The 24514-nt window shown below is 61.3% G+C and carries 23 protein-coding genes, 1 tRNA gene, 1 pseudogene and 1 riboswitch; of the genes and pseudogenes, 11 read left to right on the top strand and 14 right to left on the bottom strand.

Going from position 1 to position 24514, the window contains the following annotated elements; all coding sequences use genetic code 11:
* Positions 1 to 597: pseudogene (locus tag AB5Y81_RS07465) on the bottom strand (M23 family peptidase); the annotation flags it as partial.
* A 428-nt stretch (positions 598 to 1025) separates the two neighbouring features.
* Between AB5Y81_RS07465 and AB5Y81_RS07460 the strand changes: the two are divergent.
* A complete protein-coding gene (locus AB5Y81_RS07460) occupies positions 1026 to 1505 on the top strand; it encodes a GNAT family N-acetyltransferase (RefSeq protein WP_005298657.1) in 480 nt (159 codons plus the stop codon).
* A 4-nt stretch (positions 1506 to 1509) separates the two neighbouring features.
* Here the strand turns inward: AB5Y81_RS07460 and AB5Y81_RS07455 are convergent, their stop codons facing one another.
* Positions 1510 to 2052: a DUF1439 domain-containing protein gene (locus AB5Y81_RS07455; protein ID WP_005298658.1), complete on the bottom strand. Its 543-nt coding sequence runs from the start codon at positions 2050 to 2052 to the stop codon at positions 1510 to 1512.
* A gap of 96 nt (positions 2053 to 2148) precedes the next feature.
* On the opposite strand from AB5Y81_RS07455, the gene cls reads away from it, so the two are divergent.
* Both cls and AB5Y81_RS07445 read left to right on the top strand, forming a co-directional pair.
* A complete protein-coding gene (gene cls / locus AB5Y81_RS07450) occupies positions 2149 to 3630 on the top strand; it encodes a cardiolipin synthase (protein ID WP_005298659.1) in 1482 nt (493 codons plus the stop codon).
* A 95-nt stretch (positions 3631 to 3725) separates the two neighbouring features.
* Positions 3726 to 4988, top strand: a complete 1263-nt coding sequence (locus tag AB5Y81_RS07445) for a DUF945 family protein (protein WP_279484660.1) — start codon at positions 3726 to 3728, stop codon at positions 4986 to 4988.
* Positions 4989 to 5057: 69 nt separating this feature from the next.
* On the opposite strand, the gene purU is transcribed toward AB5Y81_RS07445, so the two are convergent.
* Positions 5058 to 5894: a formyltetrahydrofolate deformylase gene (gene purU, locus AB5Y81_RS07440; RefSeq protein ID WP_011705222.1), complete on the bottom strand. Its 837-nt coding sequence runs from the start codon at positions 5892 to 5894 to the stop codon at positions 5058 to 5060.
* A gap of 199 nt (positions 5895 to 6093) precedes the next feature.
* Positions 6094 to 6251: riboswitch (FMN riboswitch) on the top strand.
* A gap of 105 nt (positions 6252 to 6356) precedes the next feature.
* Here purU and ribB point away from each other — a divergent pair.
* A complete protein-coding gene (gene ribB, locus AB5Y81_RS07435) occupies positions 6357 to 7010 on the top strand; it encodes a 3,4-dihydroxy-2-butanone-4-phosphate synthase (RefSeq protein ID WP_005298666.1) in 654 nt (217 codons plus the stop codon).
* 224 nt (positions 7011 to 7234) lie between these two features.
* Positions 7235 to 7477 carry an Lpp/OprI family alanine-zipper lipoprotein gene (locus AB5Y81_RS07430; protein WP_010634682.1) on the top strand — a complete coding sequence of 81 codons (243 nt, stop codon included), beginning with the start codon at positions 7235 to 7237 and terminating at the stop codon, positions 7475 to 7477.
* 143 nt (positions 7478 to 7620) lie between these two features.
* Here AB5Y81_RS07430 and AB5Y81_RS07425 read toward each other — a convergent pair whose 3' ends face one another.
* Positions 7621 to 8469 (bottom strand): tetratricopeptide repeat protein, encoded by an 849-nt coding sequence (locus AB5Y81_RS07425; protein WP_126882294.1) that lies wholly within the window; start codon positions 8467 to 8469, stop codon positions 7621 to 7623.
* Positions 8466 to 9188, bottom strand: a complete 723-nt coding sequence (locus tag AB5Y81_RS07420) for a 4'-phosphopantetheinyl transferase superfamily protein (RefSeq protein ID WP_279484659.1) — start codon at positions 9186 to 9188, stop codon at positions 8466 to 8468. Before AB5Y81_RS07420 ends, AB5Y81_RS07425 begins: the two co-directional genes overlap by 4 nt.
* Positions 9189 to 9463: 275 nt before the next feature.
* On the opposite strand from AB5Y81_RS07420, the gene AB5Y81_RS07415 reads away from it, so the two are divergent.
* The 3 genes from AB5Y81_RS07415 to AB5Y81_RS07405 all read left to right on the top strand — a co-directional run bounded on the left by AB5Y81_RS07415 (position 9464) and on the right by AB5Y81_RS07405 (position 12001).
* On the top strand, positions 9464 to 9952 hold the full coding sequence (locus AB5Y81_RS07415; RefSeq protein ID WP_005298673.1) for a C40 family peptidase: 489 nt from the start codon (positions 9464 to 9466) through the stop codon (positions 9950 to 9952).
* A gap of 151 nt (positions 9953 to 10103) precedes the next feature.
* Entirely contained in the window at positions 10104 to 11048 is a 945-nt protein-coding gene (rlmF, locus tag AB5Y81_RS07410; RefSeq protein ID WP_215269678.1) for a 23S rRNA (adenine(1618)-N(6))-methyltransferase RlmF, read from the top strand.
* A gap of 233 nt (positions 11049 to 11281) precedes the next feature.
* Positions 11282 to 12001, top strand: a complete 720-nt coding sequence (locus AB5Y81_RS07405; RefSeq protein ID WP_279484658.1) for a MaoC family dehydratase — start codon at positions 11282 to 11284, stop codon at positions 11999 to 12001.
* Between the two features lie 93 nt (positions 12002 to 12094).
* On the opposite strand, the gene AB5Y81_RS07400 is transcribed toward AB5Y81_RS07405, so the two are convergent.
* On the bottom strand, positions 12095 to 13090 hold the full coding sequence (locus tag AB5Y81_RS07400) for a DUF481 domain-containing protein (protein WP_017788508.1): 996 nt from the start codon (positions 13088 to 13090) through the stop codon (positions 12095 to 12097).
* Between the two features lie 27 nt (positions 13091 to 13117).
* Entirely contained in the window at positions 13118 to 14035 is a 918-nt protein-coding gene (locus AB5Y81_RS07395; protein ID WP_279484657.1) for a L,D-transpeptidase family protein, read from the bottom strand.
* A 417-nt stretch (positions 14036 to 14452) separates the two neighbouring features.
* Between AB5Y81_RS07395 and AB5Y81_RS07390 the strand changes: the two genes are divergently transcribed.
* Positions 14453 to 14542 (top strand) — tRNA-Ser (locus tag AB5Y81_RS07390).
* A gap of 245 nt (positions 14543 to 14787) precedes the next feature.
* On the opposite strand, the gene AB5Y81_RS07385 is transcribed toward AB5Y81_RS07390, so the two are convergent.
* From AB5Y81_RS07385 to AB5Y81_RS07370, 4 genes are all read right to left on the bottom strand, one after another.
* Positions 14788 to 15114 (bottom strand): hypothetical protein, encoded by a 327-nt coding sequence (locus AB5Y81_RS07385; protein WP_258120137.1) that lies wholly within the window; start codon positions 15112 to 15114, stop codon positions 14788 to 14790.
* A gap of 108 nt (positions 15115 to 15222) precedes the next feature.
* Positions 15223 to 15609 carry a hypothetical protein gene (locus tag AB5Y81_RS07380; protein WP_279484656.1) on the bottom strand — a complete coding sequence of 129 codons (387 nt, stop codon included), beginning with the start codon at positions 15607 to 15609 and terminating at the stop codon, positions 15223 to 15225.
* 117 nt (positions 15610 to 15726) lie between these two features.
* Complete coding sequence (locus AB5Y81_RS07375; RefSeq protein WP_279484655.1) at positions 15727 to 18855, bottom strand: multidrug efflux RND transporter permease subunit; 3129 nt, start codon at positions 18853 to 18855, stop codon at positions 15727 to 15729.
* Positions 18856 to 18869: 14 nt separating this feature from the next.
* Entirely contained in the window at positions 18870 to 20027 is a 1158-nt protein-coding gene (locus AB5Y81_RS07370) for an efflux RND transporter periplasmic adaptor subunit (protein ID WP_279484654.1), read from the bottom strand.
* Between the two features lie 155 nt (positions 20028 to 20182).
* Here AB5Y81_RS07370 and AB5Y81_RS07365 point away from each other — a divergent pair, with 155 nt between their 5' ends.
* Both AB5Y81_RS07365 and AB5Y81_RS07360 read left to right on the top strand, forming a co-directional pair.
* The gene (locus AB5Y81_RS07365) at positions 20183 to 20911 is read left to right on the top strand and encodes a response regulator (RefSeq protein WP_010634673.1); all 729 of its coding nucleotides are present in this window, start codon (positions 20183 to 20185) and stop codon (positions 20909 to 20911) included.
* Positions 20908 to 21987: an ATP-binding protein gene (locus tag AB5Y81_RS07360; protein WP_279484653.1), complete on the top strand. Its 1080-nt coding sequence runs from the start codon at positions 20908 to 20910 to the stop codon at positions 21985 to 21987. The genes AB5Y81_RS07365 and AB5Y81_RS07360 overlap by 4 nt, the downstream gene beginning before the upstream one ends.
* Before the next feature lie 369 nt (positions 21988 to 22356).
* Here AB5Y81_RS07360 and AB5Y81_RS07355 read toward each other — a convergent pair whose 3' ends face one another.
* From AB5Y81_RS07355 to AB5Y81_RS07345, 3 genes are all read right to left on the bottom strand, one after another.
* Entirely contained in the window at positions 22357 to 22650 is a 294-nt protein-coding gene (locus AB5Y81_RS07355; RefSeq protein WP_231570557.1) for a hypothetical protein, read from the bottom strand.
* A gap of 351 nt (positions 22651 to 23001) precedes the next feature.
* Positions 23002 to 23205 (bottom strand): hypothetical protein, encoded by a 204-nt coding sequence (locus tag AB5Y81_RS07350; RefSeq protein ID WP_017780636.1) that lies wholly within the window; start codon positions 23203 to 23205, stop codon positions 23002 to 23004.
* Positions 23206 to 23472: 267 nt separating this feature from the next.
* Positions 23473 to 24390 carry a LysR family transcriptional regulator gene (locus tag AB5Y81_RS07345; protein ID WP_279484652.1) on the bottom strand — a complete coding sequence of 306 codons (918 nt, stop codon included), beginning with the start codon at positions 24388 to 24390 and terminating at the stop codon, positions 23473 to 23475.
* Between the last annotated feature and the right edge of the window lie 124 nt (positions 24391 to 24514).

The raw sequence follows: 24514 nt of genomic DNA, 5'->3' as shown, positions 1-24514 counted from the left end.
GCCCCCGGGGGAGGTCATGGCGTCCTGGCCGAACAGGGTCCGCCACTGCTCACCGAGCTGCTGCTGCACTGGCGCGCTCAGCAGGCTGGCGAGGGCGGCCTGGTGCGCGGCTTGCGGCGCCAGGGCGGGGGCGCGGCGCGGGCTGAGCTGCAACTGGGAGCGGGCCTGGTAGAAGCGCTCGGAGAGCTGGCGCGCCATCAGCTCCAGCTGATTGTCAAAGCCCCTGGCCTTCACCAGCTTGGCGAATGGCGCCGCCATGGCCTGTTCGGAGGGGGCCGAGATGAGCTGGCTGCTCGTCTCCATCAGGGCCAGCAGCAGCTGGGGGTTGAGGCTGGTGATGCCGCTCCAGTGCAGGATCACCTCCTCCTTGGGTAGCAGGTGAGGCGCCTGTTGCAGCAGGAAGTCGTGCAGATCGAACGCCATGGCCGCCTCGCCGAACACGAAGTGGGCCTCATCCAGGGGGAGTGCCGGGGCTTGGCCGGCGGCAAGCTGCTGCGCCGTGAAGTGATAGGGGGCAAGCGGGACATGGATGTCGCCGGCCCAGCCGGCGGCGGGCAGCAAGGCTAGCAGCAACAGGGAGGGGATCGGTCTGGACATGATAGCTCCTTGGCAAAGTGGTGAGGTGTCGGTGTGGGGATGACCCCACGCAGGCAACAACAGCGCGATGCTATGCCAAGGCTTCACCATAGGGCGAAACGGTGAAGTTGCTATTCGAATGGGGCTTTTTGTGTAGGGCGATGACGAGAATGACTTGTTAATAAATGTTTACATGATCTGTTTGTAGAGCCAAATCAGTGAGTTGCGGGTCATCAAATGGCGAGCTGCCGTAAAGGGTCAGGAGAAGGGACAAACAGTGTCTGCCTCTGGTTTGCCGTGCTAGGATTGCGGTTTGCCGCCGCGCCGGCAGCCTGTTAAAAAGCATGCAACTTGGTGTGGTTATTGGCTTTTTTGTTACTAAAAGCCGTGATATCTTCATGCTGGTCGGATCTCTTCGACCAACAATCAATATGCGAGGATCTGGCCGGATGGCCAGGGATGAAACGAGTGTGATAGGCAAACGGGCGATGGAACTCACGTTCGAAGAGTACTGCGATGCGGATCTCTCCCTGATCAGGGACTACTACGAAACCACTTTCTCCCACTATGTGCCGGATCTGGCCGAGCGGATCTTCGTGGTACGCGACGCCCACTGGCTGGTGGGGGCCGTGCGCCTGCGCGACGAACAGGATTACTATCACCTCTGCGGCTTTCGCCTGTTGCCCCACTACCAGTCGCTGGGGCTGGGTTCTCGTCTGTTGCAGCACGCCTGCAGCGATCTGCTGGACAAGCCGGTGATCTGCCAGGCCTTGCCGTTCGAAAAACCCTTCTACCTCAAGGCCGGCTTTGCCGACCTGCCCCTGCACGAGCTGGAGGGGCCGCTCTTCTCCCTTTATGACCAGCAGCGCGAACAGGGTTACCAGATCGAGCTGCTGGTGCGCCAGGCCAAGGCCCCGGTCTACAACTGAACCGTCACTGGGGCTTGGTCAGCAGGTGGATCTTGCCCGGTGACAGCTCCAGCCCCAGCAGATTCTCCTTCAGCCAGGCCTGATTCGGATCCTTGGCATCGAGCCGGTAGACCGGTTGGGTCTCCAGCCGCTTCTCCATGCTCTGCAGCAGCATGCCGAGCATGAAGCCGAACTTCTGCTGCGCCGCCTCAGGCTCCAGCTTGTATTCAATCAACTTCATGTTGTCGAGGAACAGGGCGCTCTGTGCCTTGTCGTAGCGTGGCCTCGCCTCGTAGGCCATGTTCAGCCGGGCGTCGTATTCGGTGTTGTCCGGCAGGGCGATCTTGAGCTTGCCCTTGCCGTAGACCCGGGCGGTGTCCGGGCTCTGACGTCCGATCTGCACGTCGCTCTGCTCGAGCTGCACATGGGCCTTGATGATGCCGGGCAGCTCCAGCTGTTTGTTCACTTGCACCTGGGATTGCAGGTACTGGTTTATCTGTTGCTCATTGATGTCATATGAGCCTTGACCTAGCATGGCCAGACTGAGCAGCATAGATGACAGGATCATGCTAACGACCTGATTGAATGGGTGTGTCTTACAGCATACCATCCTGCTTTCGTGGGATCTGCCCACCGCTTTCACCCCTGTGTAAAAGGAGTTCTCGTGATCAACGGTCTGGAGCACGACATCCAACTGCTGTTTTCCCAGTTCCTGGGCTGGTTGCTGCTGCTGTTTCACACCGTGATCGTGGCGGGGGTCTCATTGCGGGTGGTGATGAAGCGACGCCCCATCGGGGTCTCGCTGGCCTGGCTCGCCCTCATCTATGCCATCCCGTTTGCCGGGGTCGGCTTCTACGTGCTGTTTGGCGAAATTCGCCTCGGCCGGCGGCGCGCCGAGCGGGCCCAGGCCATGTACCGCCCTTACGCCATCTGGATCCGCCAGCTGGCCCGGCTCTTCCCTCAGCACTGCTGCGAGGTGGGGGAGAAGGCCCAGCCGCTGCACGATCTGATCCAGGGACGGCTGGCCATGCCCATGCTCTCCGGCAACCGGATGACGCTGCTCAGCAAGCCGGAAGCCATCCTGCGCGAGATAGTGCGCGACATCCGCCAATCCTCCCAGTCCTGCTACCTGGAGTTCTACATCTGGCACCCGGGCGGCGACACCGACGAGGTGTGTGAAGCCTTGATGGAAGTGGCGGCGCGCGGCGTGGATTGTCGCTTGCTGCTCGATTCCATGGGCAGCAAGACCTTCTTCCGCTCGCCCTGGCCGAAGAAGCTGCGCAAGGCGGGGGTCAAGCTGGTGGAGGTGCTGCCGGTCGGGGCCTGGCGCATCCCGTTCCAGCGTCAGGATTTGCGGATGCACCGCAAGCTGGTGGTGATCGACGACAGAGTCGGTTACACCGGCTCCATGAACATGGTGGATCCCCGCTTCTTCAAGCAGAACGCCGGGGTCGGCCAGTGGGTCGACATCATGATCCGGGTACAGGGCCCCATGGTGCCGCTGATGTGGTCCATCTTCGTCTGGGACTGGGAGATGGAGACCGGCGAGCGGCTGCTCGACAGCCTGCAGCACGAGCCGGAGGCCTGGCCCCAGAGCAACTACCGGGCCCAGCTCATCCCGTCCGGCCCCTTCGTCGGTGGCGACTGCATCCAGCAGAGCCTGCTGCTGGCCATCTACCAGGCCCGCCACCATCTGGTGCTGACCACCCCCTACTTCGTGCCGGACGATCCGCTGGCGGCGGCGCTCTCCTCGGCGGCGGCCCGCGGCGTGCAGGTGCAGCTGGTGCTGCCGGCGCGCAACGACTCCATCATGGCCAATTACGCCTGCAATGCCTTCATGGAGGAGCTGCTGGAGGCGGGGGTGGAGATCTACCGCTACGACGCCGGCCTGCTGCACACCAAGAGCGTGCTGGTGGATGACGACTTCGCCCTGGTGGGGACGGTCAACCTGGATCGGCGCAGCCTCTGGCTCAACTTCGAGGTGACCCTGCTCATCGACAATCCGGTGTTCGTCGCCGAGATGACCCAGCTGGTGCAGGGCTACATGGTGGAGGCGACGCCCATGTCGCTGGCCAAGTGGCGGGCACGCCCCTGGTACAAGAAGGCAATGGAGAACATGTTCTATCTGTTCAGCCCCTTGTTGTGACATCACTTAATTGTGGCCGGCGCCGAATTGCGCTTGCCTCCCCCCGAACTTGCCCCGTAGAGTGCGGCAATCACTCCCTGGAGAACGGAATAAAGATGAAGAAGCGAGTAGCGCTGGCCGTCACGGCGGCCTTGGTGGTGGGTGGGCTGGGTGCCTGCTGGTACACGGGCAATGCGTTCGACCGCATCATGGCCGAGCAGATCGCCAAGGTGAAGCAGGAGAGCGGCATCGAGTTGAGCTGGCAGCCGGGTTCGAGCAACCTGTTCACCCGCGATGGCGTACTGAAGATGGTGATCACCCCGCAGACCCTGGCCAGCCTGGATGGTCAGCTGGAGGGGAGCGAGCCGGTCGAGGTGCAGTTCATCGTCGACAGCCGCATCCTGCCGCTCTACATCAAGAGCAACATGCTGCTCGACACCAGGCAAGGTTCGCTGGCGCCCGTGTTCGGCGCCTTCAAGATGGAGCAGTGGCAGTTTGGTATCGAGTCGGTCAGCAGCCTGTGGACCTCCAGCAACAGCAGCCGCTTCTGGGCCAACGAGTTCAAGGTCAAGCAGGGGCTGGACGAGTTCAGCTTCCTGCCGATGAAGGGTGACTATCACGGTGATCTGGAAGGCAATGGCCACCTCACCTTCCACTGGCAGGGCATGACCCTGCACGAAGAGCAGAACAAGATGGACATGGTGCTGGCCGAGCTTAAGGGCAGTGCCGACATGGCCGAGATCCGCGGCATCTGGCTCTCTCCCCGTAGCGACATGACCCTCTCCGCGCTGTCGGTACAGCTGCCGGACAACGTCAAGTTCTCCCTGCAGGGGCTGACCTCCGAGACCCAGCTGGCTGGGGATGATGCCCAGACCCTCTCCAGCAGCTACCAGATGAAGGTGGATACCCTCAATCTGGAGAACGAGGCCGACAACCTTGCGCTGACCCAGAGCAAGCTGGCCCTCAATCTGAAGGGGCTGGATCTGGAAGGCTATCAGGCGCTGCAGGCCTCCAGCGGCCAGGGCGTGGAAGAGGAAGCGATCCAGCAGGCGCTGGACAAGATGCTCAAGCGTGGCGCCACGCTGGAGCTGGTGGACTTGAGCTCCCATCTCAACGGCGAGCCGGTGGCCATGAAGGGCGACATCAAGCTGGCAAGCACCTCGCTCGAGCAGCTGTTCAGCAGCGAAGAGGGGATGCACGCCCTCTCCGGTCTGCTGCACGCCAACCTGAGCGGCAAGCTGGGCAAGGCGGTGCCGCAGCTGGCACCCATGCTGGACCAGTTCGCGGCCATGGGGTATCTCAAGGCGGACAAGGAGCAGCTGACGGCCGAGATCAAGCTCGACAAGGGCGCCATGACCATCAACGATCTGCCGCTCTGATTGACGTCGCGTCAGTGCACATGGAACAAAGGCTCCCGCGGGAGCCTTTGTCGTTTTCAGGGGCCGGAATTACTTGAACACCACCGTCTTGTTGCCGTAGACGAACACCCGTTCGTTCAGTACCAGCTCGAGCGCCCGGCTCAGCACGGACTTCTCCACGTCGCGGCCGGCCTTGGCCATGTCGTCGGCACTGAAGGTGTGATCGACGTGGATCACGTCCTGCTCGACGATGGGGCCCTCATCCAGGTCGTCGGTGACGAAGTGGGCGGTGGCGCCGATCAGCTTGACCCCGCGATCGAAGGCCTGTCGATAGGGGCGGGCACCGATGAAGGCGGGCAGGAAGGAGTGGTGGATGTTGATGATCTTGCGCGGATAGGCTTCGACGAAACTCGGGGTCAGCACCCGCATGTACTTGGCCAGCACCACGTAGTCGGGCTGGTAGCCGTCGATGATGGCGCGCACCTGCTCTTCATGCTCGGTACGGCTCAGATCCTCGTGGCTGACGGTGTGGAACGGAATGTCGAACTTGCCGGTCAGCTCGGCGAGGGTGTCGTAGTTGCCGATCACCGCCACTATGTCCATGTCCAGCGCACCGGCGTAGTTCTTCATCAGGATGTCGCCGAGGCAGTGGGTCTCCTTGGTCACCAGGATGACGATGCGCTTCTTGCCGGCCTTGACCAGCCGGCGCTGGGCTCCGGCGGGCAGGGCATCATCGAGGTCGGCCAGCAGGGTCTCGTCGTTGAAGCGCCCCTCCAGCTCGGTGCGCATGAAGAAGCGGCCGTTTTCGTGATCCACGAACTCGTCGTTCTTGTTGATGTTGAGCTGGTGCTTGTAGCAGATGTTGGTGATCTTGGCGATGAGGCCCTTGGCGTCCGGGCAGTCCGTCAGCAGTATTTTCTTTTCCATCTCTGTCATGATTCCGTTGGTGTTGTTGGCGCCTGAGTCTGCGCAGGCCGCGCGTTTTTTCTGGCACTATGCCACAAACAAAATCAGAAAAGACAGCGCGCCGTGCATCCGGGCGATCCGTACCCCGGAGCAGGCATGCTATTCATCCTTGATGGGTTTTGTGCTGGTATCCGGCGCCGTTTTTCTTTAGGCTGTCTGCGCTTATTCTCAGGGCGGGGTGAAATTCCCCACCGGCGGTATCCCGATCTGACTCGGGGAGCCCGCGAGCGCCCGACCCGGTTTTCAGCCGGGACGGGGTCAGCAGATCCGGTGAGATGCCGGAGCCGACGGTCACAGTCCGGATGAAAGAGGATAAGACAGACTATTGCAGGCAAGCCCCCCGCGGGCCGGCCGCTGCATGCCTATCTCTGTCTGCCTTTCCATGCCCTGATTCTGGTCCTTGTCTTGTTTAGGAGTCTTACCATGAATCAGTCTCTTCTCAGTGAATTTGGTGATCCCATTGCCCGTGTCGAAGCGGCGCTGGCAGCTCTGCGTGCCGGCCGCGGCGTGCTGGTGGCCGACGATGAAGATCGGGAGAACGAAGGGGATCTCATCTTCGCCGCCGAATCCATGACCAATGAACAGATGGCCATGATGATCCGCGAGTGCTCCGGCATCGTCTGCCTCTGCCTGACCGACGAGCGGGTACGCCAGCTCGAACTGCCGATGATGGTGGAGGCCAACTCCAGCCACTATCAGACCGCCTTCACCGTGACTATCGAGGCGGCGCAGGGGGTGACCACCGGCGTCTCGGCGGCCGATCGTATCACCACCATCCGGGCCGCCATCGCCGACGGTGCCAGACCCTCCGACCTGCACCGCCCGGGCCACGTCTTCCCGCTGCGGGCCCGCACTGGCGGGGTGTTGACCCGCCGCGGCCACACCGAAGCCACGGTCGATCTGATGCAGCTCGCCGGGCTCAAACCCTTCGGTGTGTTGTGCGAATTGACCAAGGAAGATGGCTCCATGGCCCGCTTGCCGGATCTGGTGGCATTTGGCCGCCGCCATGACATGCCGGTGCTGACCATCGAGGATCTGGTGCAGTATCGTCAGTTGCTGTCAGAACGTTCAGCCTGAGCCTCATACGAAATTGTAATAAGCACAAAATTTGGTTACGCTTTGTGCGAACCTCATCCAGTGACCCTTATTTTTGACTGAACTTTGCACAAAAAGTGTACGTTTAAAAAAAAATGAGGGTTTTAATGCATTTATCTGTGATGGGGCCTATCCAAACTATGATTTTTTTGTGCCATAATCACGCCGCTTGCTAAACGTCTGGCGAGTTAAAGGGAGCTTTTAAAATGAAAAAAATGTTGTTGGTAGGTGTTGTTGGTCTGTCCGCTCTGCTGGGCGGTTGTGCAAACACCAGCGAACTGGAAACTTCCGTTCAGAATCTGTCTAACAAAGTTGACCAACTGGCTCAAGATGTTAGCGCTGTTCGTGCTGATCAGTCCAAGATCGCTGCTGATGTTGCAGAAGCCAAGCAAGAAGCTATGCGTGCTAACCAGCGCATCGACAACATGGCTACTTCCTACAAGAAGTAATCCATGCGAAAAAAATGGCGCAGTTATGCGCCATTTTTTTTTGCCTGAAATTCATCAAATTCCCGCATTTTCCTTGCTGATCCTCGCCTGACAAGGCAATGCCGAACGCTCGGCATCACCCCGTTGCTCATCTTCGTTTCAAGTCAGTAGAGCAGGCTGTAGAGCTTGCGACGGTAACCCTGCGCCGCTGGGTTGGATCCCATGGTGGTCAGGATGTCGAGATAGGTCTTCTTGGCATCGCCGAAGGCGAGATCCCGCTTGAGGATGGTGAACAGCAGCGCCAGCGCCTCTTCCTGGCGGCCGGCTTGGCTGTATTGCACCGCCAGCTCCTGGGCCAGGGCAAAGTTGTCAGGCTCCTGCTGATGACGGGCTTCCAGGGCTCGCAGCTCCGGGCTGTCCGCGGCCTGTTGGGCCAGCGCCAGACGGGAGACAAGCGTCTGATAGTGGTCATCCTGGGCGATCATCGGGATCTTGCCGAGCAGCTCCTGTGCCTCATCCAGCAGATTGAGATCGAGTGCCGCCTGGGTCAACCACAGACTGATGTCGTGGCGATCCGGCGCCAGCTGATGAGCCTTGCCGAAGTGGCCATAGGCCACGCTCGTCTGGCCGTCCGCCAGTGCCTGTTGCCCCTGCTCGAGCAGCAGCTCCTCCTCCTTGGGGGCGAAGGCGGCGAAATAGCCGCGCAGGGTGGCCTCGTCCTGCGGGCCTTCCAGAATGGCTTGCTCGTCAGGGCGGCCCTGATGGAACAGCACCAGCGCCGGCAGGGCGCGCAGACCGAGCTGACCGGCCAGCGGTTGCAGCTGCGGATCGTTCATGTCGACCCTGGCCAGGGTCACCTGGGGATTGGCCGGGCCGACCAGCGCCTCCACCTGCGGGGTCATGGCCTGACACTCCGGCATCTGGGGGGCGTGGAAATAGATGACGATCGGCTTTTTCATGGAAGCATCGATCAGGGCGGCTTGGAAATTCTGGGGATTGATGTCGACGATCATGAGGCTGACTCTTGGAAAATGGTGTGAGTTAACATGGGGTTGATGGGCACAGAATTCAAGCTGCCATCGAGCAGCCAGCCATTGACGGCCAGGGTTGGTGCGGCCAGGCTGAGCCAGCCCTGGCCGATGGGCCAATCCTGTACCCGGTAATCCTGTTTATCGAGCTGGTTGTCGAGCCGCCACTTTTCCTCAGGCACGAAGCGCACCTTGTCGAGGCCGGCGGCGATGCCGGCACCGTGGGCCTTCAGCACCGCCTCCTTGCGCGACCAGAGCCGATAGAAGGCCGACTCTTGCTCCGCTTCGGGCAGGGCGAGCAGCCACTCATATTCACTGCGTGCATAAAAGCGGCGCGCCAGTGGCAGAGTCTGGCGGCGGCGCTGACCCATCTCGATGTCGACCCCGAGCGGGCCGACGGCGCAGAGGGCGATCACCAGCCAATCCCCGCTGTGGCTGAGGTTGAACTGCCAGCGCCTGTCGCTTAGCACAGGTTTGCCGTGCGGGTTGCTGGCAAATTGCAGTACATCGGGGTTGCACTGCAGCCGCTCGGCCAGCAGCCGCCGCAGCAGCCCGCGGCTGAGCAGGTACTCCTGGCGGCGTGCCGGCTGACCGATGGACTGCCATATCTGCCGTTCTTCGGGGGAGAGCAGGGTTTGCAGCAGAGTCAGCTGCTCGGCGTCGACCTTTGCCGGTTTTAACAAATAGAGATCCACAGAGATCATAATTTTTCACTTTAAAAGAGCGACGAAACAGCGATAAAAGTCAGTTTAATCCGGTCAGGACGGCCTCTTTCGAGATTGTATATTGTTTGGCCACGATCACATTAATCAGGAAAAATAATGCATTTCCTTGCAGAAATGTGAGGTCGATAGGGATTTTCGCTTGCCTCGATAGAATTCTTGGATATAGTCGGGTGCTGTTGCCTTATAAATTGCCCGTTCGGGCCGTATTTTAACAAGTTTTACTATTTTGCGGGGATAAAGGATTGCGCCACCTGATGCTACTGCTGGTCGCGCTCGGAATGGTGGGTTGTGCCTCGGCACCCCAGCCCGAGGTCGCGAGCAAGATCGAAGTTTCCATGATGGAACCCGTAATTGAACCGGAAGCTTCACAAACCCCAGATGTAAACGAAATCCTGACTGTATACAAAGAGTGGCGCGGCGTTCCTTACCGCATGGGAGGCAGCAGCCAGCGCGGCATCGATTGTTCCGCCTTTGCCCGTGAAGTATTCCGCAACGCCGTCGGTATCGAACTTCCCCGTGATACCCGCTCCCAGGTCCATGAAGGCACCCGAGTCTCCAAGCAGGATCTGGTCGAAGGTGACCTGGTCTTCTTCAAAATCAATCGCCGCCTCAACCACGTCGGCATCTATGTGGGCAATGGCGAGTTCATTCACGCCTCCACCCGGGCCGGGGTAACCCGTTCCAAGCTCGACAGCTCTTACTGGCGCAGCAAGTTCTGGCAGGCACGCCGGATCGACATCTGAGTCAGGCTGGACAAACGGCTCGCAGTACGGACTGTTTTTCCAACCTCACTTGAACCGGGCTCCCGCAGCCCGGTTTTTTATGGCTGCGATTTAGACTTTCGGGTGCCGAATCACTATAGTGTGGGCCCGTTTTTTCCCCGGCAGGCCCAGCATGAAGACCCGTTCAGACCATAAATCCGGATTGCACCCGCGCAATCGCCACCAGGCTCCCTACGACTTTGCCGCGCTCTGCCTGCGCACTCCCGAGCTGCAGCCCTTCGTCTTCGTCAATCCCTACGGCGCCAGCACCATCGACTTTGCCGACCCCGCCGCCGTCAAGGCGCTGAACAAGGCCCTGCTGGCGTTGCATTACGGCATCCAACACTGGGATCTGCCCGCCGGCTACCTTTGTCCGCCCATTCCTGGGCGGGTGGACTATCTGCACAGAGTGGCTGACTTGCTGGCCGAGAGCGCCGGCAAGGTGCCGACCGGCAAGGGCGTGCGGGTGCTGGATGTCGGGGTCGGGGCGAACTGCATCTACCCCCTGCTGGGTGCCCGCGAATATGGCTGGCGCTTCGTCGGCTCCGACATCGATCCGGTGTCGGTCAAGGCTGCCTCTCTGCTGGCCAACAGCAACGGGCTGGGCAGCCAGATCGAGTGCCGCTTGCAGGGCAGGGCCGGCGACATCTTTCAGGGCATAGTGGCACCGCGCGAGCGTTTTGCGCTGACCCTCTGCAACCCTCCCTTCCACGCGTCGCTGGCGGAGGCGAGCAAGGGGACTGAGCGCAAGCTGCGCAATCTGGGCAAGGAGGTCAAGGACAAGCCGGTGCTCAACTTCGGCGGCCAGAAGGCCGAGCTCTGGTGCGAAGGGGGAGAGGCTGCCTTTCTGGCCGCGATGATCAACCAGAGCCGGGCCTTTGCCGAGCAGTGCCTCTGGTTCAGCTCGCTGGTATCGAAAAAGGAGAATCTGCCGGCGGCGAAGAAGGCGCTGACCCGGGTCGGTGCTCGTCAGGTGCGGGTGCTCGAGATGGCGCAGGGCAACAAGGTGAGCCGGGTGCTGGCCTGGACCTTCTTCGATGAGGCAGGGTGCCGCGAGTGGTGGTCTGCAGCGCGCTGATCTCTACACAGGCTCGTGACAGGCCTTTTTCATCTCAATGCCAACATGATCGGATAAAAAACAGGCAATCGTTTTCTTCGTTGGTTCATCATGCTGTTATGTAGCTATCCTGTAGTGATTTTTGCCTTGGTACAGCTGTACGCCGAGATTTTTTTGCACTTTCAGCTGTAACTTTAATAAAATAGGACTGGTTAGACCTCTTTACAGGCTTTGAATCGAATAGGGATCGGTACATGAAAGTTGTCGATTTTCTGAAGCGCAAGCGCGAAATTCTGGCGCAGCACCCCTTTGAGCTCAAGGATTGGCTCTCTCCGGCTATCCGCGACTACTGGCGTGAGTTTCAGCAAAAGGCACACCTCCACCCTCTGCTGGGGCGAGTGCTGGATTTGCAGGGCGACAGCCAGTCCATGCTGCAGCAGCAGGGCGCGGCCCAGGCCGTCAACGGCCAGCCCGTGCCACCGCAAGAGTCGATCATCGAACTCGACGGTGAGGCGGCGACCCTGTTTGCCACCTTGCAGGCGAGCATCGGTGAAGAGACCCACGTGGGCGAATGGTTGCATGTCAGCCAGCAGATGATCGATCAGTTTGCCGCCGTGACCGGGGATCATCAGTGGATCCACACCAACCCCGAGCGTGCCGCCGCCGAGTCTCCATTCAAGACCACCATTGCTCACGGCTTCCTGACTCTGGCCCTGCTGCCGCAGCTGACCGGTTCGGTGGACGAGGCCAATCCGGAGTTTCCGACCGCCCGCATGGTGGTGAACTTCGGTCTGGATCAGGTCCGTTTCCCGTACCCCATCAAGGTGGACAGCAACATCCGCGCGCGCACCAAGCTGGCTCGGGTCACCCCGATCAAGGGCGGGTTGGAGCTGCTCAAGGAGATCAAGGTGGAGATCGAGGGTGTGCGTCGCCCCGGCTGCGTCATCGAGTCTGTCACCCGACTCTACTTCTAGGCCGCGGCTCACCCACAGCCTTGCCAAAAATCAGGCCCACCTAGGTGGGCCTGATTTTTTTGTGGCTGCTGGGTCATCGGTGATCGGCCTGGCTCAGAAACTGGCTCCCAGAGTGAGCAGATGGCGCCACTCTCTGCCGTTATTCAGCTCTAAGCCCGGGATATTGATACGATTATCTTCCCAGTCGAGCTCGCTTGACCAGGAGAGGCGCAGGTGATCGTTGAAGTAGTAGCGCATCCCCAGGCTGCCCTGCACCGCCTGCTCCCGGGTGAAATAGGGTGAGGGTTGGTCCAGATAGCGCTTGTAGCCGCCCTTGCTGAACAGCTCCAGTTGCTCCGACCAGAGCGCAACGGGTTGACGATAATCCCAGCCAAGGCCCAGCAGGGGATAGTTGATGATCCTGTCGTTGAACAGGCCGATGATAAAGAGGGTGTTGATGTCATCCGGTCTGAAGTAGGAGCGCTCCAGCCCGGCCTGGCCGATCAGCTCCAGCCGCCGCCGCTTGTCGTTCCAGAACCGGTAACCAGGGCCGGTCACATAACCCACATCCATGTATTCGGGGTTCAGCATCTGGTATTGAAAGTCGATGGCTGATCGTAAAAACCAGCGCTGGTCGAAGAAGAAGTCCAGCATGGGTTTGAGTCGATACTCGTGGCTGTTGGTGACGTTGTTGGCGGTCTCGTAGATGTACTCCCCGTCCAGCGTATAACGCCAGTCGAGGTTGGCCACCTCGGTGGATGCCTTCAGGTTGACGTTGTTGGTCTTCTTGTCGCTGTGCTTGAGCTTGACGTTCAGATCGCCGCTGCCGCTCCACAGCCAGGCTTTCGGGTCATCCGGCGTCAGGGCGAGCAGGGTAATGCCGCTCTTGACGGTTGGTTTCGGCTTGTCCTGCTTCTCGATGCGCCAGCGCTTGACCGCCTCGCGCTTGACGGTGACGGGTTCGCTGTAAGGGAGCGCGATGCGCACCTCCTCGTCACCTATCTCCTCTATGGTGCCGGTCAGCCGGTCACCGTTGTCCATCCAGAGGATGTCGGCCAGAGCCGCCGGGCTCAGCAGCAGGGCAAGCAGGCAAAAAACGCGGTAGCTCATGAAGATCCTCGTGAACATGGTTGGCTATCAGCCGCTGACGGGACGGGGGATGCCGTTCTTGCTGTTGAGCGCGCTGGCGGCCTTGTCACCGTCGACTTCCGGCCTGGCGATGAAGGCCTGCGCATCGGCGGAGAGGATCAGCGGGGCGCCCTGTTCCAGCTCCAGTTCGGTGCGAGAGAGGGGAGAGTGAACCTCCAGCCAGTGGCGGCCATCCGGCTCGATGGCGGTCTTGACCGGCTGGTTGATCACCCGCACCTGAGTGCCGACGGGGACAATCTTGAACAGGGCCTCGATGTCGTCAGGACGCAGCCGAATGCAGCCGGCACTGACCCGCAGGCCGACCCCGAAATCCTTGTTGGTGCCGTGGATGAGATAGTCCCGCTTGCCATAGCCAAGGCGCATGGCGAACTTGCCGAGGGGGTTGTCGGGGCCGGGCGGCACGACCGCCGGCAGGGTGATCCCTTTTTGTTCCAGCCAGGATTTGCGCACCATGGGGCCGGGCACCCAGGTCGGATTGGGGTTCTTGGCAATGATGGTGGTGGTCATTTCGGGGGTCTCCCGCCCTATGTCACCGATGCCGATGGGCAGCACCATCACCTCGTTCTTGCCCTTGGGGAAATAGTAGAGGCGCAGCTCCGGCAGATTGATCACTATGCCTTCGCGGGGCACGTCCGGCAGCAGCATTTGGGTCGGCAGGGTCAGCCGGGTGCCCGGTTTGGGCAAATAGGGGTCGACCCCCGGATTGGCTTCCAGCAGCGCCAAAAAACCAATCTGGGTGTGCTTGCCGATGAGCTCGAGATGTTCATCTGGCTGGACTATGTAGTCCTCCAGCTCGCCGATCAGGCGGCTGCCTGCCGGGGGCAGTGGATAGGTGGTAGCCAGGGCCGGAGCCGTCAGCAGGCTGGCGGTCAGCGCCAGCAATGAGAGGGTTCGTGCGATGAACATGTACTTCCTGTCTGATTGGATGAGGGGCCGCACCGCGACCTCCTAGGAAAAAGGGGGAAATTGTCAGTCAAATGCGCGTCGATTGCCAGCCTGGCCGACTAGGGTTTCAGGCGGGTCCCTGCACGGCAATCCGTCATGTTGACCCTGTCTTGCCTGTTTTTAATGCAAAGCCAAGCCATCTGCAATGAGCAGAGGAACGCTGACGGGAGAGGGGATTGCGGTTTAGCGCCATCGAATGCACGAGATGCAATGCAGGGGGCTGATCGCCCTGGCTTGGGTACCAGTACCGGGAGCGACAGGCTCGGACGCCTGCTTGCCAGACATGCACTCACTTGCTGGTTTTGTGTGCAGTCGTTTGATCTTTAAAGAGATTCAAGTTGATTTCCAGAGGCGGCTCCGGTAACAATGAAGCCCCGTGGAGAGATGCCGGAGTGGCCGAACGGGATTGACTCGAAATCAATTGTGGCAGCAATGCCACCCAGGGTTCGAATCCCTGTCTCTCCGCCATTTTCAAGGCCCAACCTGTCTGACAGGTTGGGCTTTTTCATTTTGTGATTTTTATAGTACGCCATTAGAAGGTGCTCCCGAACCCCGCCTCTGGTTCATAGACTGTTGCCTCCCTGCACCTCTGTCCGCCTCCACTGCGTCCATGTTGGCAATGGAGGAAGCCGTCAGACCGATGCTGAGACAGAGTCCCAGCAGGGCCAGCGTTGCTGGCATCCTGACATTGGGATGGTGAAAGTCCACCTGGGTCAGATAGCAGAGTGCGGCCGCAGAGATTGCCAGCGATGAGCTGGCGACGGTGCGCAGGCTACAGAGGTTGAAGAGGTAACCGCGTTCGGGCCGCCCACTGCGGCTGCGGCCATGATGGGGATGATGAACATGCCGGCTTGTAGTGGCGTGTTGCCCAGCACGTATTGCAGCTCCTGCGCCAGGGTCAGCTCGACCCCCGCCAGGGCGCCGAGGATAAGCAGCAGCGCCTGGCCCAATCCCCAGCTACCCGACGTCGTCCGTTCGATTGGCGGCAATAGGATGAATACCAGCGGCGCAACCAACAGCATGACCGGGACATAGATCAAAAAGGTCGATCCCCGTCAGTAGTGGGCCAGCCGCACTCCGCCGATCAACGGTCCGAGAACCGCCCCGCAGCCCTAACCATTGCCCACAGGCCCAGCGCAATGGCGCGCTCATTTTCCTCTTGGAAGGTGCAGCGAATGGTGCCAAACACACCCGGCATGATCATCGCGCCCACTAGGGCCAGCAGCCCCTGTGCACTGGTGAGCATGGCTGGTGTCGGCGCAAAGGCGGCCAGCAGGGAAGCCATCCCGAAGATGGCAAGCCCGGTCGGTGAGCAGCACACGCCGGTTGCCGATACGATCCGCCAGAGTGCCCATGGCCACCAGCAGTCCCGGCATCAGCAGCGGATAGATGTCGATGATCCACAGTACCTCGGTAGCGGATGCACCGAGGGCCTGGGTCAGCGAAGGTACGGCAATGTGCAATATGGTCATGTCGATGACTACCGGCAAGAAGGCCAGGAGTACCAGCCAGTGGCGTTGAGTGTCAGAAAACATGGCGTGGCTCCTCCGTAATGGTGGGTGAATGAGGGCTGGCAACGCAGACCTCAACCAGAGTTGTCTGGCGGCCATCGTTCAGGCCGCACAACAGGCTCAGGGGGCAGAGCCCGGCCATTATTGCTCTCCCCATTGCTGAGCATGCCGTGCCAGCCAGACCTGCAGGCGCTCCTGCGCCCTGATGATGAAGACAAAGAAGACCGGCACGAAGAAGATGGCCAGCAGGGTGCCGCTGATCATGCCGCCGAACACGCCGGTGCCGATGGCATGCTGGGTCTCCGCGCTGGCGCCGCTGGCAAGCATCAGCGGCACCACGCCGAGGGTAAAGGCGAGCGATGTCATCAGGATGGGGCGCAGACGCAGGCGTGCAGCGGTCACCGCGGCATCAAGCAGCGAGCGCCCTTCGCTGTGCAACTGGCGCGCAAACTCCACGATGAGGATGGCGTTCTTGGCCGACAGCCCGATGATGGTGATCATGCCCACCTTGAAGAAGACGTCGTTGGGCATGCCGCGCAGCATCACCGCCGCCACGGCGCCGAGCAGGCCCAGGGGGATCACCAGCATCACGGAGAGCGGGATGGACCAGCTCTCGTAGAGCGCGGCCAGTACCAGGAACACCACCAGCGCCGACAGCAGCATCAGCAGGGGGGCCTGGGCCGCCGACTGGCGCTCCTGCAGCGACTGCCCCGTCCAGGCCAGGGTGAAGCCTGGCGGCAATTGTGCCACCAGGCGCTCCATTTCCGCCATCGCGGCGCCGCTGGAAACCCCGGGGGCGGCACTCCCGGAGAGGCGCACGGCAGGGAAGCCCTCAAAGCGCATCATCTGCTGCGGCGACTGGCGCCAGGTCGGCGTCACCACCTCCCGCAGGGGCACCATGCCGCCGCTGGCATTGCGCACCCGCAGGCCGAGCACGTCATCAAGCTGCATGCGCGCCTTGGCGTCGGCTTGCAGGATGACCTGCTGCATGTGCCCGCCGTTGGGGAAGTCGTTGATGTAGAGCGACCCCATCGCCGCCGACAGGGTGCTGCTCACGCTGGTGAACGAGAGTCCCATGGCCTCGGCCTTCTGCCGGTTGATCTCGAGGTGAATGCTCTCGCCGGGGGGCAGGCTGTCCGGATAGACATCGCTCACCATCTCGCTTTGAGCGGCCAGTGCCAGCAGTTGCGCCTGGGCGGCCAGCAGCGCGGCTTCCCCCTGGTTGGCCCTGTCTTGCAGGAAGAGCGTGAAACCCGAAGAGGTGCCCAGTTCGTCGATGGCGGGCGGCAGCAGGCTCATTACCGTGCCTTCATGGCTGTTGGCCATGGCCGCTTGTGCCAGCTCCGCCTCTTCGGCAGCCGTGGCACCATGACGCTGGTCCCAGTCTTTGAGCATGGTGAAGGCCATGGCCGCATTGGGGCCGGCGCCGGAGAAGCTGAAGCCCTGCACCACCAGGTTGGTGTCGAGCGCCTCGCGAGAGGCCACATGGGCCTCGAACTCCTTGATGACGGCCAGGGTGCGCTCGCTGGTGGCGCCGGTCGGCAACTGGATGGAGGTCATGAAGTAGCCCTGATCCTCGTCCGGCAGGAAAGAGGAGGGCAGCTGGGCGGCGGCGATGGCCAGCACGGCGCAGAGGGCGATGAAGGCCGCCATCATGCGTCCGCTGCGCCCGACTAGGCGGGTCACCCGCGTGCCGTAGCTCGCGGTGAGGCGCTCGACGCCCCGGTTGAAGGCACCGAAGAAGCCGCGCTTCTCATGGTGATCCGGGCTGACCGGGCGCAGCAAGGTGGCGCAGAGCGCTGGCGTCAGGGTCAGGGCGAGGAAGGCGGAAATCAGGATCGAGACCGCCATCGACAGGGTGAACTGCTGGTAGATGACCCCCACGGAGCCGCTGCCGAACGCCATGGGGAGGAACACCGCCGTGAGCACCAGGGTGATGCCGATCACCGCCCCGGTGATCTCCTTCATGGCCCGCGATGTCGCCTCCCTGGGCGAGAGCCCCCGGGTGGCCATCAGGCGCTCGACGTTCTCCACCACCACGATGGCGTCGTCGACGATGATGCCGATGGCCAGCACCATGCCGAACATGGTCAGGGAGTTGATGGAAAAGCCGGCCAGCAGCATTACCGCGAAGGTGCCGAGCAGCGCGATGGGGGCGACGATGGCCGGGATCAGGGTGTAGCGCAGGTTCTGCAGGAAGAGAAACATCACCAGGAACACCAGCACCATGGCTTCCAGCAGGGTGTGGATCACCTTGTCGATGGAGACCTTGACGAAGGGGGCCGAGTCGAACGGGATCGAGTAGGCCATGCCCGCCGGCAGTGTGGGAGCGAGCTGGGCAAGGCGTGTGCGCACCGCATCGGCGGTACGCACGGCGTTGGCACCCGGGGAGAGCTGAATGGCGGCGCTGGTGGCGGCCACCCCGTTCTCGCGGTTGGCAAAGGCGTAGGATTGCGCCCCCAACTCGACCCGGGCGACATCACCCAGCACCAGCTTGGCGCCATCGGCACCTGCCCGCAGTACGATGGCGGCGAACGCCTCTGGGGTCGTCAGCTGCCCTTGAACCGTAAGGGGCACCGTCACACGCTGCCCCGGCAGGGCGGGTTCATCGCCGAGGCGTCCCGGTGCAATCTGCACGTTTTGCTGCTCGATGGCCTGCGCCACCTCGCTGATGGTCAGCCCGTAGGCGGCGAGCTTGCCCGGATCCACCCAGATTCGCATGGCCTGTTCGGCGCCGAACAACTGCACCCGTCCCACCCCCTCGATGCGGCGCAGCTCCTGGACGATATTGCGCGCCATGTAGTCGTTCAGCGCAATTTCGTCGAAGCGGCCATCCGGCGAGGTCATGCCGACCATCATCAGAAAACCCGAAGAGGCGGACTCCACCTGCAGGCCGTTTTGCCGCACCGCCTGTGGCAGGCGAGGCTCGACCCCCTTGATGCGGTTTTGCACGTCCATCTGGGCCAGCTCCGGATCGGTGCCCGGCTTGAAGGTGGCGGTGATCTGCGCGCTGCCCGAGGTGTCCACCGACGACTCGAAGTAGAGCAGGCTCTTGACCCCCGACAGCTCGCGCTCGATCAGGCTCACCACCGCATCGTTCAGGGTCTGCGGCGTGGCGCCCGGATAGGTGGCATAGAGGGTCACCGACACCGGCGCCACCGAGGGGTAGCGGGAGATGGGCAGCTTGGGGATGGCGATGACCCCCGCCAGCACGATGAAGAGGGCGATCACCCAGGCAAACACCGGGCGATGAATGAAAAACTGCGGCATGAAATGTCTCCGATTCAGCTGGTGTGGGTGCCGGCTTGCTGGCCGGCAACAAGGGGTTGCCAGGGGTGGGCAATGACCTGCATACCCGGTGTCAGGCGCTCTATCCCTTCGATCACCACCCGTTGTCCGGCGCTGAGCCCGGACGCGATGCGGTACTGGCGCGCCACCAGCTCACCGGTTGTGACAGCTATCTGTTGTGCCTGCCCATTGGCATCCAGCACCCACACGCTGGTCTGGCCCGATGTGCGCACCACGGCTTGCTGGGGCACGCTCAGAGCGTTGGCATAGCGGGCACGGGGAATGCGTGCCTGTACGTAGAGGCCGGGCAAGAGCCGCCGCTCCGGGTTGTCCACCAGCACCCGCAGCAGCACGTCGCCGGTACCGGCATCCACCTCGATGCCGGAGAAGAGGATGTGCCCCTGCATGCCGAGCGGCTTGCCATTGCTGCCGAGGATCTCCACCGTCAGTTCAGGCGCCGTCGACCCTGTCTGCTGGCGCAGGGCTTCCAGTACCGAGGCCGGTTGACGCACATCGACGTAGACCTGATCGATCTGCTGGATCCTGGCCATGGGGGTGGCATCGGTCGGCGACACCAGGGCCCCTTCGCTCACCAGCGTCTGATCGATGCGTCCGGCGATGGGGGCCTCCACGCTGGCAAATTGCAGGTTCAGCTGGTGCCGGGCCAGGGCCGCCCTGGCCTGGGCCACGTCGGCGGCCGCCTGATCCCGCTGGGAGACGGCGTCATCATAGGTCTGGCGGCTGATGGCCTCGGTGCGCAGCAGCGGCACCAGGCGGTCAATCTGGATGCGCGCGCGGGCCAGCACGGCCTCGGCTCGCTGCAATGCGGCGGCGGCGCTGTCGACATCCGCCTTGAAGGGGGCCGGGTTTATCTGGAACAGCACTGTGCCTGCGTTGATTTCGGCGCCCTGCTCGAACAGGCGGCGCTGCACAATGCCGCTTATCTGGGCGCGAATTTCGGCGCTGCGCACCGCGGCCACCCGGGCGGGCAGATCCTCGCTGATGACCAGGTCCTGCCCTGCCAGCGTCATCACCGACACCTGAGGAAGGGCTGGCGCGTCTTGCGCTTGCGGCGCCCCATCGCAACCTGCCAACCCGAATACGGCAATGACGGCAAGCAGAGCGCCCGCATACCGCTGTCTGACAAACATCATACTCACCTCGTTAAACCGTCTCCCCGGCATGGTGTTGCCGCGAGAGCACATCGAGCGGGCATTATGGAGAGGGGCTATTGCGAATGATTCGAGGCTTTGTGGAGAATCCATGGAGGCGGTGATAAAGTTCAAACCCACCATTTTCGAGGCCGACCATGTCGTATCTTCCAGCCTCCGCCAGCCCGGCGGCCCAGTCACTGGTACTGATTGCAGAGGATGAAGCCGAGATCGCCGAGATCCTCGCCGCTTACCTGCAACGCCACGGATTGCGCACTTTGCATGCCGCCGATGGCCGCGTAGCCCTGGCCATGCACCAGACATGCAAACCCGATCTCCTGCTGCTGGATGTGCAGATGCCGCAGCTCGACGGCTGGCAGGTGCTCAGCGAGATCCGGGCCCGTGGCGACACGCCGGTGATCATGCTGACCGCCCTGGATCAGGACCTCGACAAGCTGATGGGGCTGCGCATGGGGGCGGATGACTATGTGGTCAAACCCTTCAATCCGGCTGAAGTGGTGGCCCGGGTACAGGCGGTGCTCAGACGCAGCCAGGCAGCAAAACAGGCCACGGCCCGGGTGTTGCGGGTCGGCCCCTTCCAGATCGATCTGGAGAGCCACGAGGCCAGCCTTTGCCGCGATGAGGGGCAACTGGTGCTGGATCTGACCCTGACCGAGTTCAAGTTGCTCGCCTCCCTGATGCGGGCGCCGAAACGGGTGTTCAGCCGCGCCGAACTGCTGACCCACTGCCTACCAGAGGGGGATACCCAGGAGCGCACGGTGGACAGCCACATCAGCAAGCTGCGCAAGAAGCTGGAGGCGCACGGCATCCAAGGGGTGCCCGCCAGTGTCTGGGGCGTAGGCTATCGCTTCGGGGGCGATGCATGACATCGGCCCCCGGCCTGCGCAGGCAGATCATCCGCTCCCTGGGGCTGATGGCGCTCGGCATCATCTCCCTCGCGGTGATCGGCACCTATGTGTTCTACGCCATTGCCGTGACCTATGTGCCTGGCAGCATCTCCGAGAGCTGGATACCCTCCAGGGTCGAGATGCTCTGGATAGGCTCGACCATTCTGATTGCATTGGGGATGGCGCTGTACGTGGCGGTTCGCCTCTCTCGGCGCATCCTGACCCCGCTCAATTCGGTGGCGAACAGCCTGCGCGAGGTGGCAGAGGGCAAACTCGATGCGCGCGTGCCGCTGGATGAACAGGCAATTGGGGAGACGGCGCAACTGGTGCGGGACTTCAACACCATGGCCGAACGGCTGCAGAGCATGACCCGCGAGCGGGAGTTCTGGAATGCCGCTATCGCCCACGAATTGCGCACCCCGGTGACCATCTTGCGTGGCCGTTTGCAGGGGCTGGCCGAAGGGGTATTTCCGCCAGAGCGTGAGCTCTTTGAAGGCTTGCTACGTCAGGTGGAGGGATTGACCCACCTGATCGAAGACCTGCGGGTACTGAGCCTCAACGACAGCGGCCATCTGGAGTTGCAACGAGAGGAGATCAGGCTGGCAGACGAGCTTGCCGTGGTGATCGAGGCGTTTGCCACCCCCCTGGCCGTGAGCGGCTTCACGCTCAAGCGGGAGCTCGATGATGAACTCCGTGTCTGCTGCGATGCACTTCGCATCCGCCAGGCCCTGATGGCGCTGCTGGAAAATGCCCAGAAGCATGGGGTGCCGGGCCTGCTGACCGTGCGTCTGTATCGCTCGGGCACCCTGTGCATTCTGAGTGTGGAAGACGAGGGGCCCGGCATCAGCGAGGAGGTTGCAGCCCATATCTTCGATGCATTTCGTCGAGGGGATCCGTCACGCTCGCGCAAGAGCGGCGGCAGCGGGCTCGGACTGGCCGTGGTCAAGGCCATTGTCGAGGCCCACGGTGGCAGTGTGGTTTGCCAACCCGCTAAAAGTGGAGGAACAATGTTCCTTCTCTCATGGCCTATATCGTTCAATTCTCAGTTGTCCTGAAATATACCTTGTTGTTTAAATAGTCAATTTTGTCCCATTGGACTAGGTTTTCGTCATATCCCATAGCTTAATGAGTGTACTAATGGGTTAAAGCATAATTGTCCACGGGCTGGGGCAGGATGGCCCTACATTTTGGCTCCACATAGCAACTTGAGCGTTTGGGCTCTGGCCTAGTTATCGCTAAGCAAGTCGACCAATATGGTTTGTGGTGTCTGGTGGGTTATTGCTCGATGTGGAGTTGTGGTTGCTGGCCGATGGCAGCGGTTATCTGCCGAGGGATCAAAGTCTTGTAATCACGCAAGTCATGCATGGTTGGGCTTCCCAACACCCTAGATGTGAAGAACTACATGACGTTGTGGGGATGATTGTCTACAGCGATTGCTTGAGACGGTTGATGTCTCGTTGATAGCTACGGCGGTGGCTATGCCAAATCACCCGCTCGGTAGCAGCCTCCAGTAGCGCAGTGGTCATGGTGCGGGGAAGAACCAGATTTACGCCATCCCATTTATCCAGGTCCAGCACGCCGGAACGCACCAGACTGGCCAACTGCGTATCAAACTCTTGGGTCAGCTTCAGCGCAATGAACTCCTCGATATGGACTCGAAGCCTGGTAATATCAGCCTCTGGCTCCATTGGTGGTGCATTGGGCGTTGTCATGGTCATGTATGGCAGCTCCAATGCGGCGTGTCATTGGTACCATGGTTGACGTAGGACCCGACCATTACCCGTTGCAACTCGCCAACCGGCTAACCCGCAGCATTACAGACACAGCGAAAGCGGGCGAAGTTAATCTCTCGCGGCAGATGTTCACGCATATCCCGTGGACTGACAAAGAGCGTGGTCTTGTGCTGCACCGGGTTGGGGGCTATCAGTGGCCCGCCAATTCGTCGCCTCTCCACATCGTGGGCATAGGCAAATCCCGGCATTATCAACTGTTGACAGATGAGCTTGGAGAGAGCTGGATGGGTACACATGGCTTCCGCTACGGCGGCCTGGCTAAAGCTGTCGTTGAACTCAATCATTGGTGTTTGAACGGTAGGCCGCTGCCAGCAACGCAAACTGTTCGACCAGGTGACTGATGCTGATGCCCAGTCCATCACTTACCCCATCACCCAGACGGTGATGCAGGTGTGCCATGTCTTCAGAGATACGTTGGGCTATCTGGGCGGTTGAGCTCGATAGTGAGCTTGTCAGCGTTAGGGTGATGGCGAGATTCATCGCATCTCTCCCCAAGGAACTTGGTCCCACAGTGACAGTCGGGTCAGCACGTCTTGCGCCAACGCTTGCTGAAACTGCTGTATTACCTTGACCAAACGAGGTGCCTGCTCAGGGCTCCCTCTCCATTCGCACGACTGGTACAGCTTAGCGCGGCTTGCTTCTCATCTTCTCATCGTTGCCAAGATTCTGGCTTTGTACTCGAGTCATGTCAGCTGGCTGAAATAGACAAAGGTGGATCAATCCAGCGGAGTTTGCGTTCGCCACTGCTCAGCCCTGTGTGCTGGTTTGCTCACTCTCCCTCACCAGCTCGAGGAAGGCGCGCATAGCGGGGGTGATGCTGTGCTGGCGGGTGATGAAGGCGGTGTGGCCGATGTCGCGTTGCGGCGCCAGCGGCAGGCAGACCAGATCCGAGAGCTTGCTGGCGGATCGGGCGAGGCCGGCACTGACGATAGCCCAGCCCAGCCGGTGGCGCACGGCGCTCACCAGGTGAAACAGGGAGTCGGTTTCCAGCACCACGTCAAGCAGGATGCCGGCCCGCTCGGCGGCGCGGTCCAGGTACTTGCGAAACTGCATGGTGCGGCTGGGCAGTACCAGCGGCTGCTGCTGCAGTGCGGTCAGGGTCAGCTCGTCGCCGGGGAGGCGCTGATCCGCCTCGTCGCGGTTCATCAGCACCGCCATCTGGTTGTTGCCCTGGGGATAGAGGTGAAAAGTCTGTCTGGCGGCGCCGGTGAGCGGCTCGTCAAACCCCAGTCCGATGTCGCACTGGTGCAGCTCCAGCTGTGACAGCAGGGCTTCGTTGCTGAGTACCGAGAGACGAATGACGATGTCGGGGTAGCGCTGCTTGCAGCGGGCGATGAGCGGCATGATGTCGACATTGGACTGGGGCACGATGCCGATGCGCAGAGTGCCGGAGAGCTCGCCATGAAACAGCGCCAGCTCCTGCTTGAGCGCCTCCTGCTCCAGCAGCATCCGCTCGGCATACTGGCGTACCAGCTCACCCGCTTCGGTGAGGGCGACGAACTGGCTGGTACGCACCACCAGATCGGTGCCGAGGTTCTTCTCCAGCGCCGTGATGCTGGCCGAGAGGGTCGGCTGGGTGATGTGGCAGGCCTTGGCCGCCCTGGCAAAATGCTGGTGTTTGGCCAGCTCGTGGAAATAGTGCAGCTGCTTGATGTTCATGATCATTCGGGAGGCAAGGATGAATCTAAAAATTAATCAATTGAAAAAACGTCGTCAATAGAACAACTCTATTGCCATATAGATTTATTTCATTGGTTTTGCGTCTGCCGCCTCTCTAAACTTGAATGCA

Source organism: Aeromonas sp. s2, from assembly GCF_040907935.1.
GTDB classification, from domain to species: domain Bacteria; phylum Pseudomonadota; class Gammaproteobacteria; order Enterobacterales; family Aeromonadaceae; genus Aeromonas; species Aeromonas dhakensis.
Note: the sequence above shows the minus strand (reverse complement) of the source record. Positions and strands in the feature narration are given on the sequence as shown.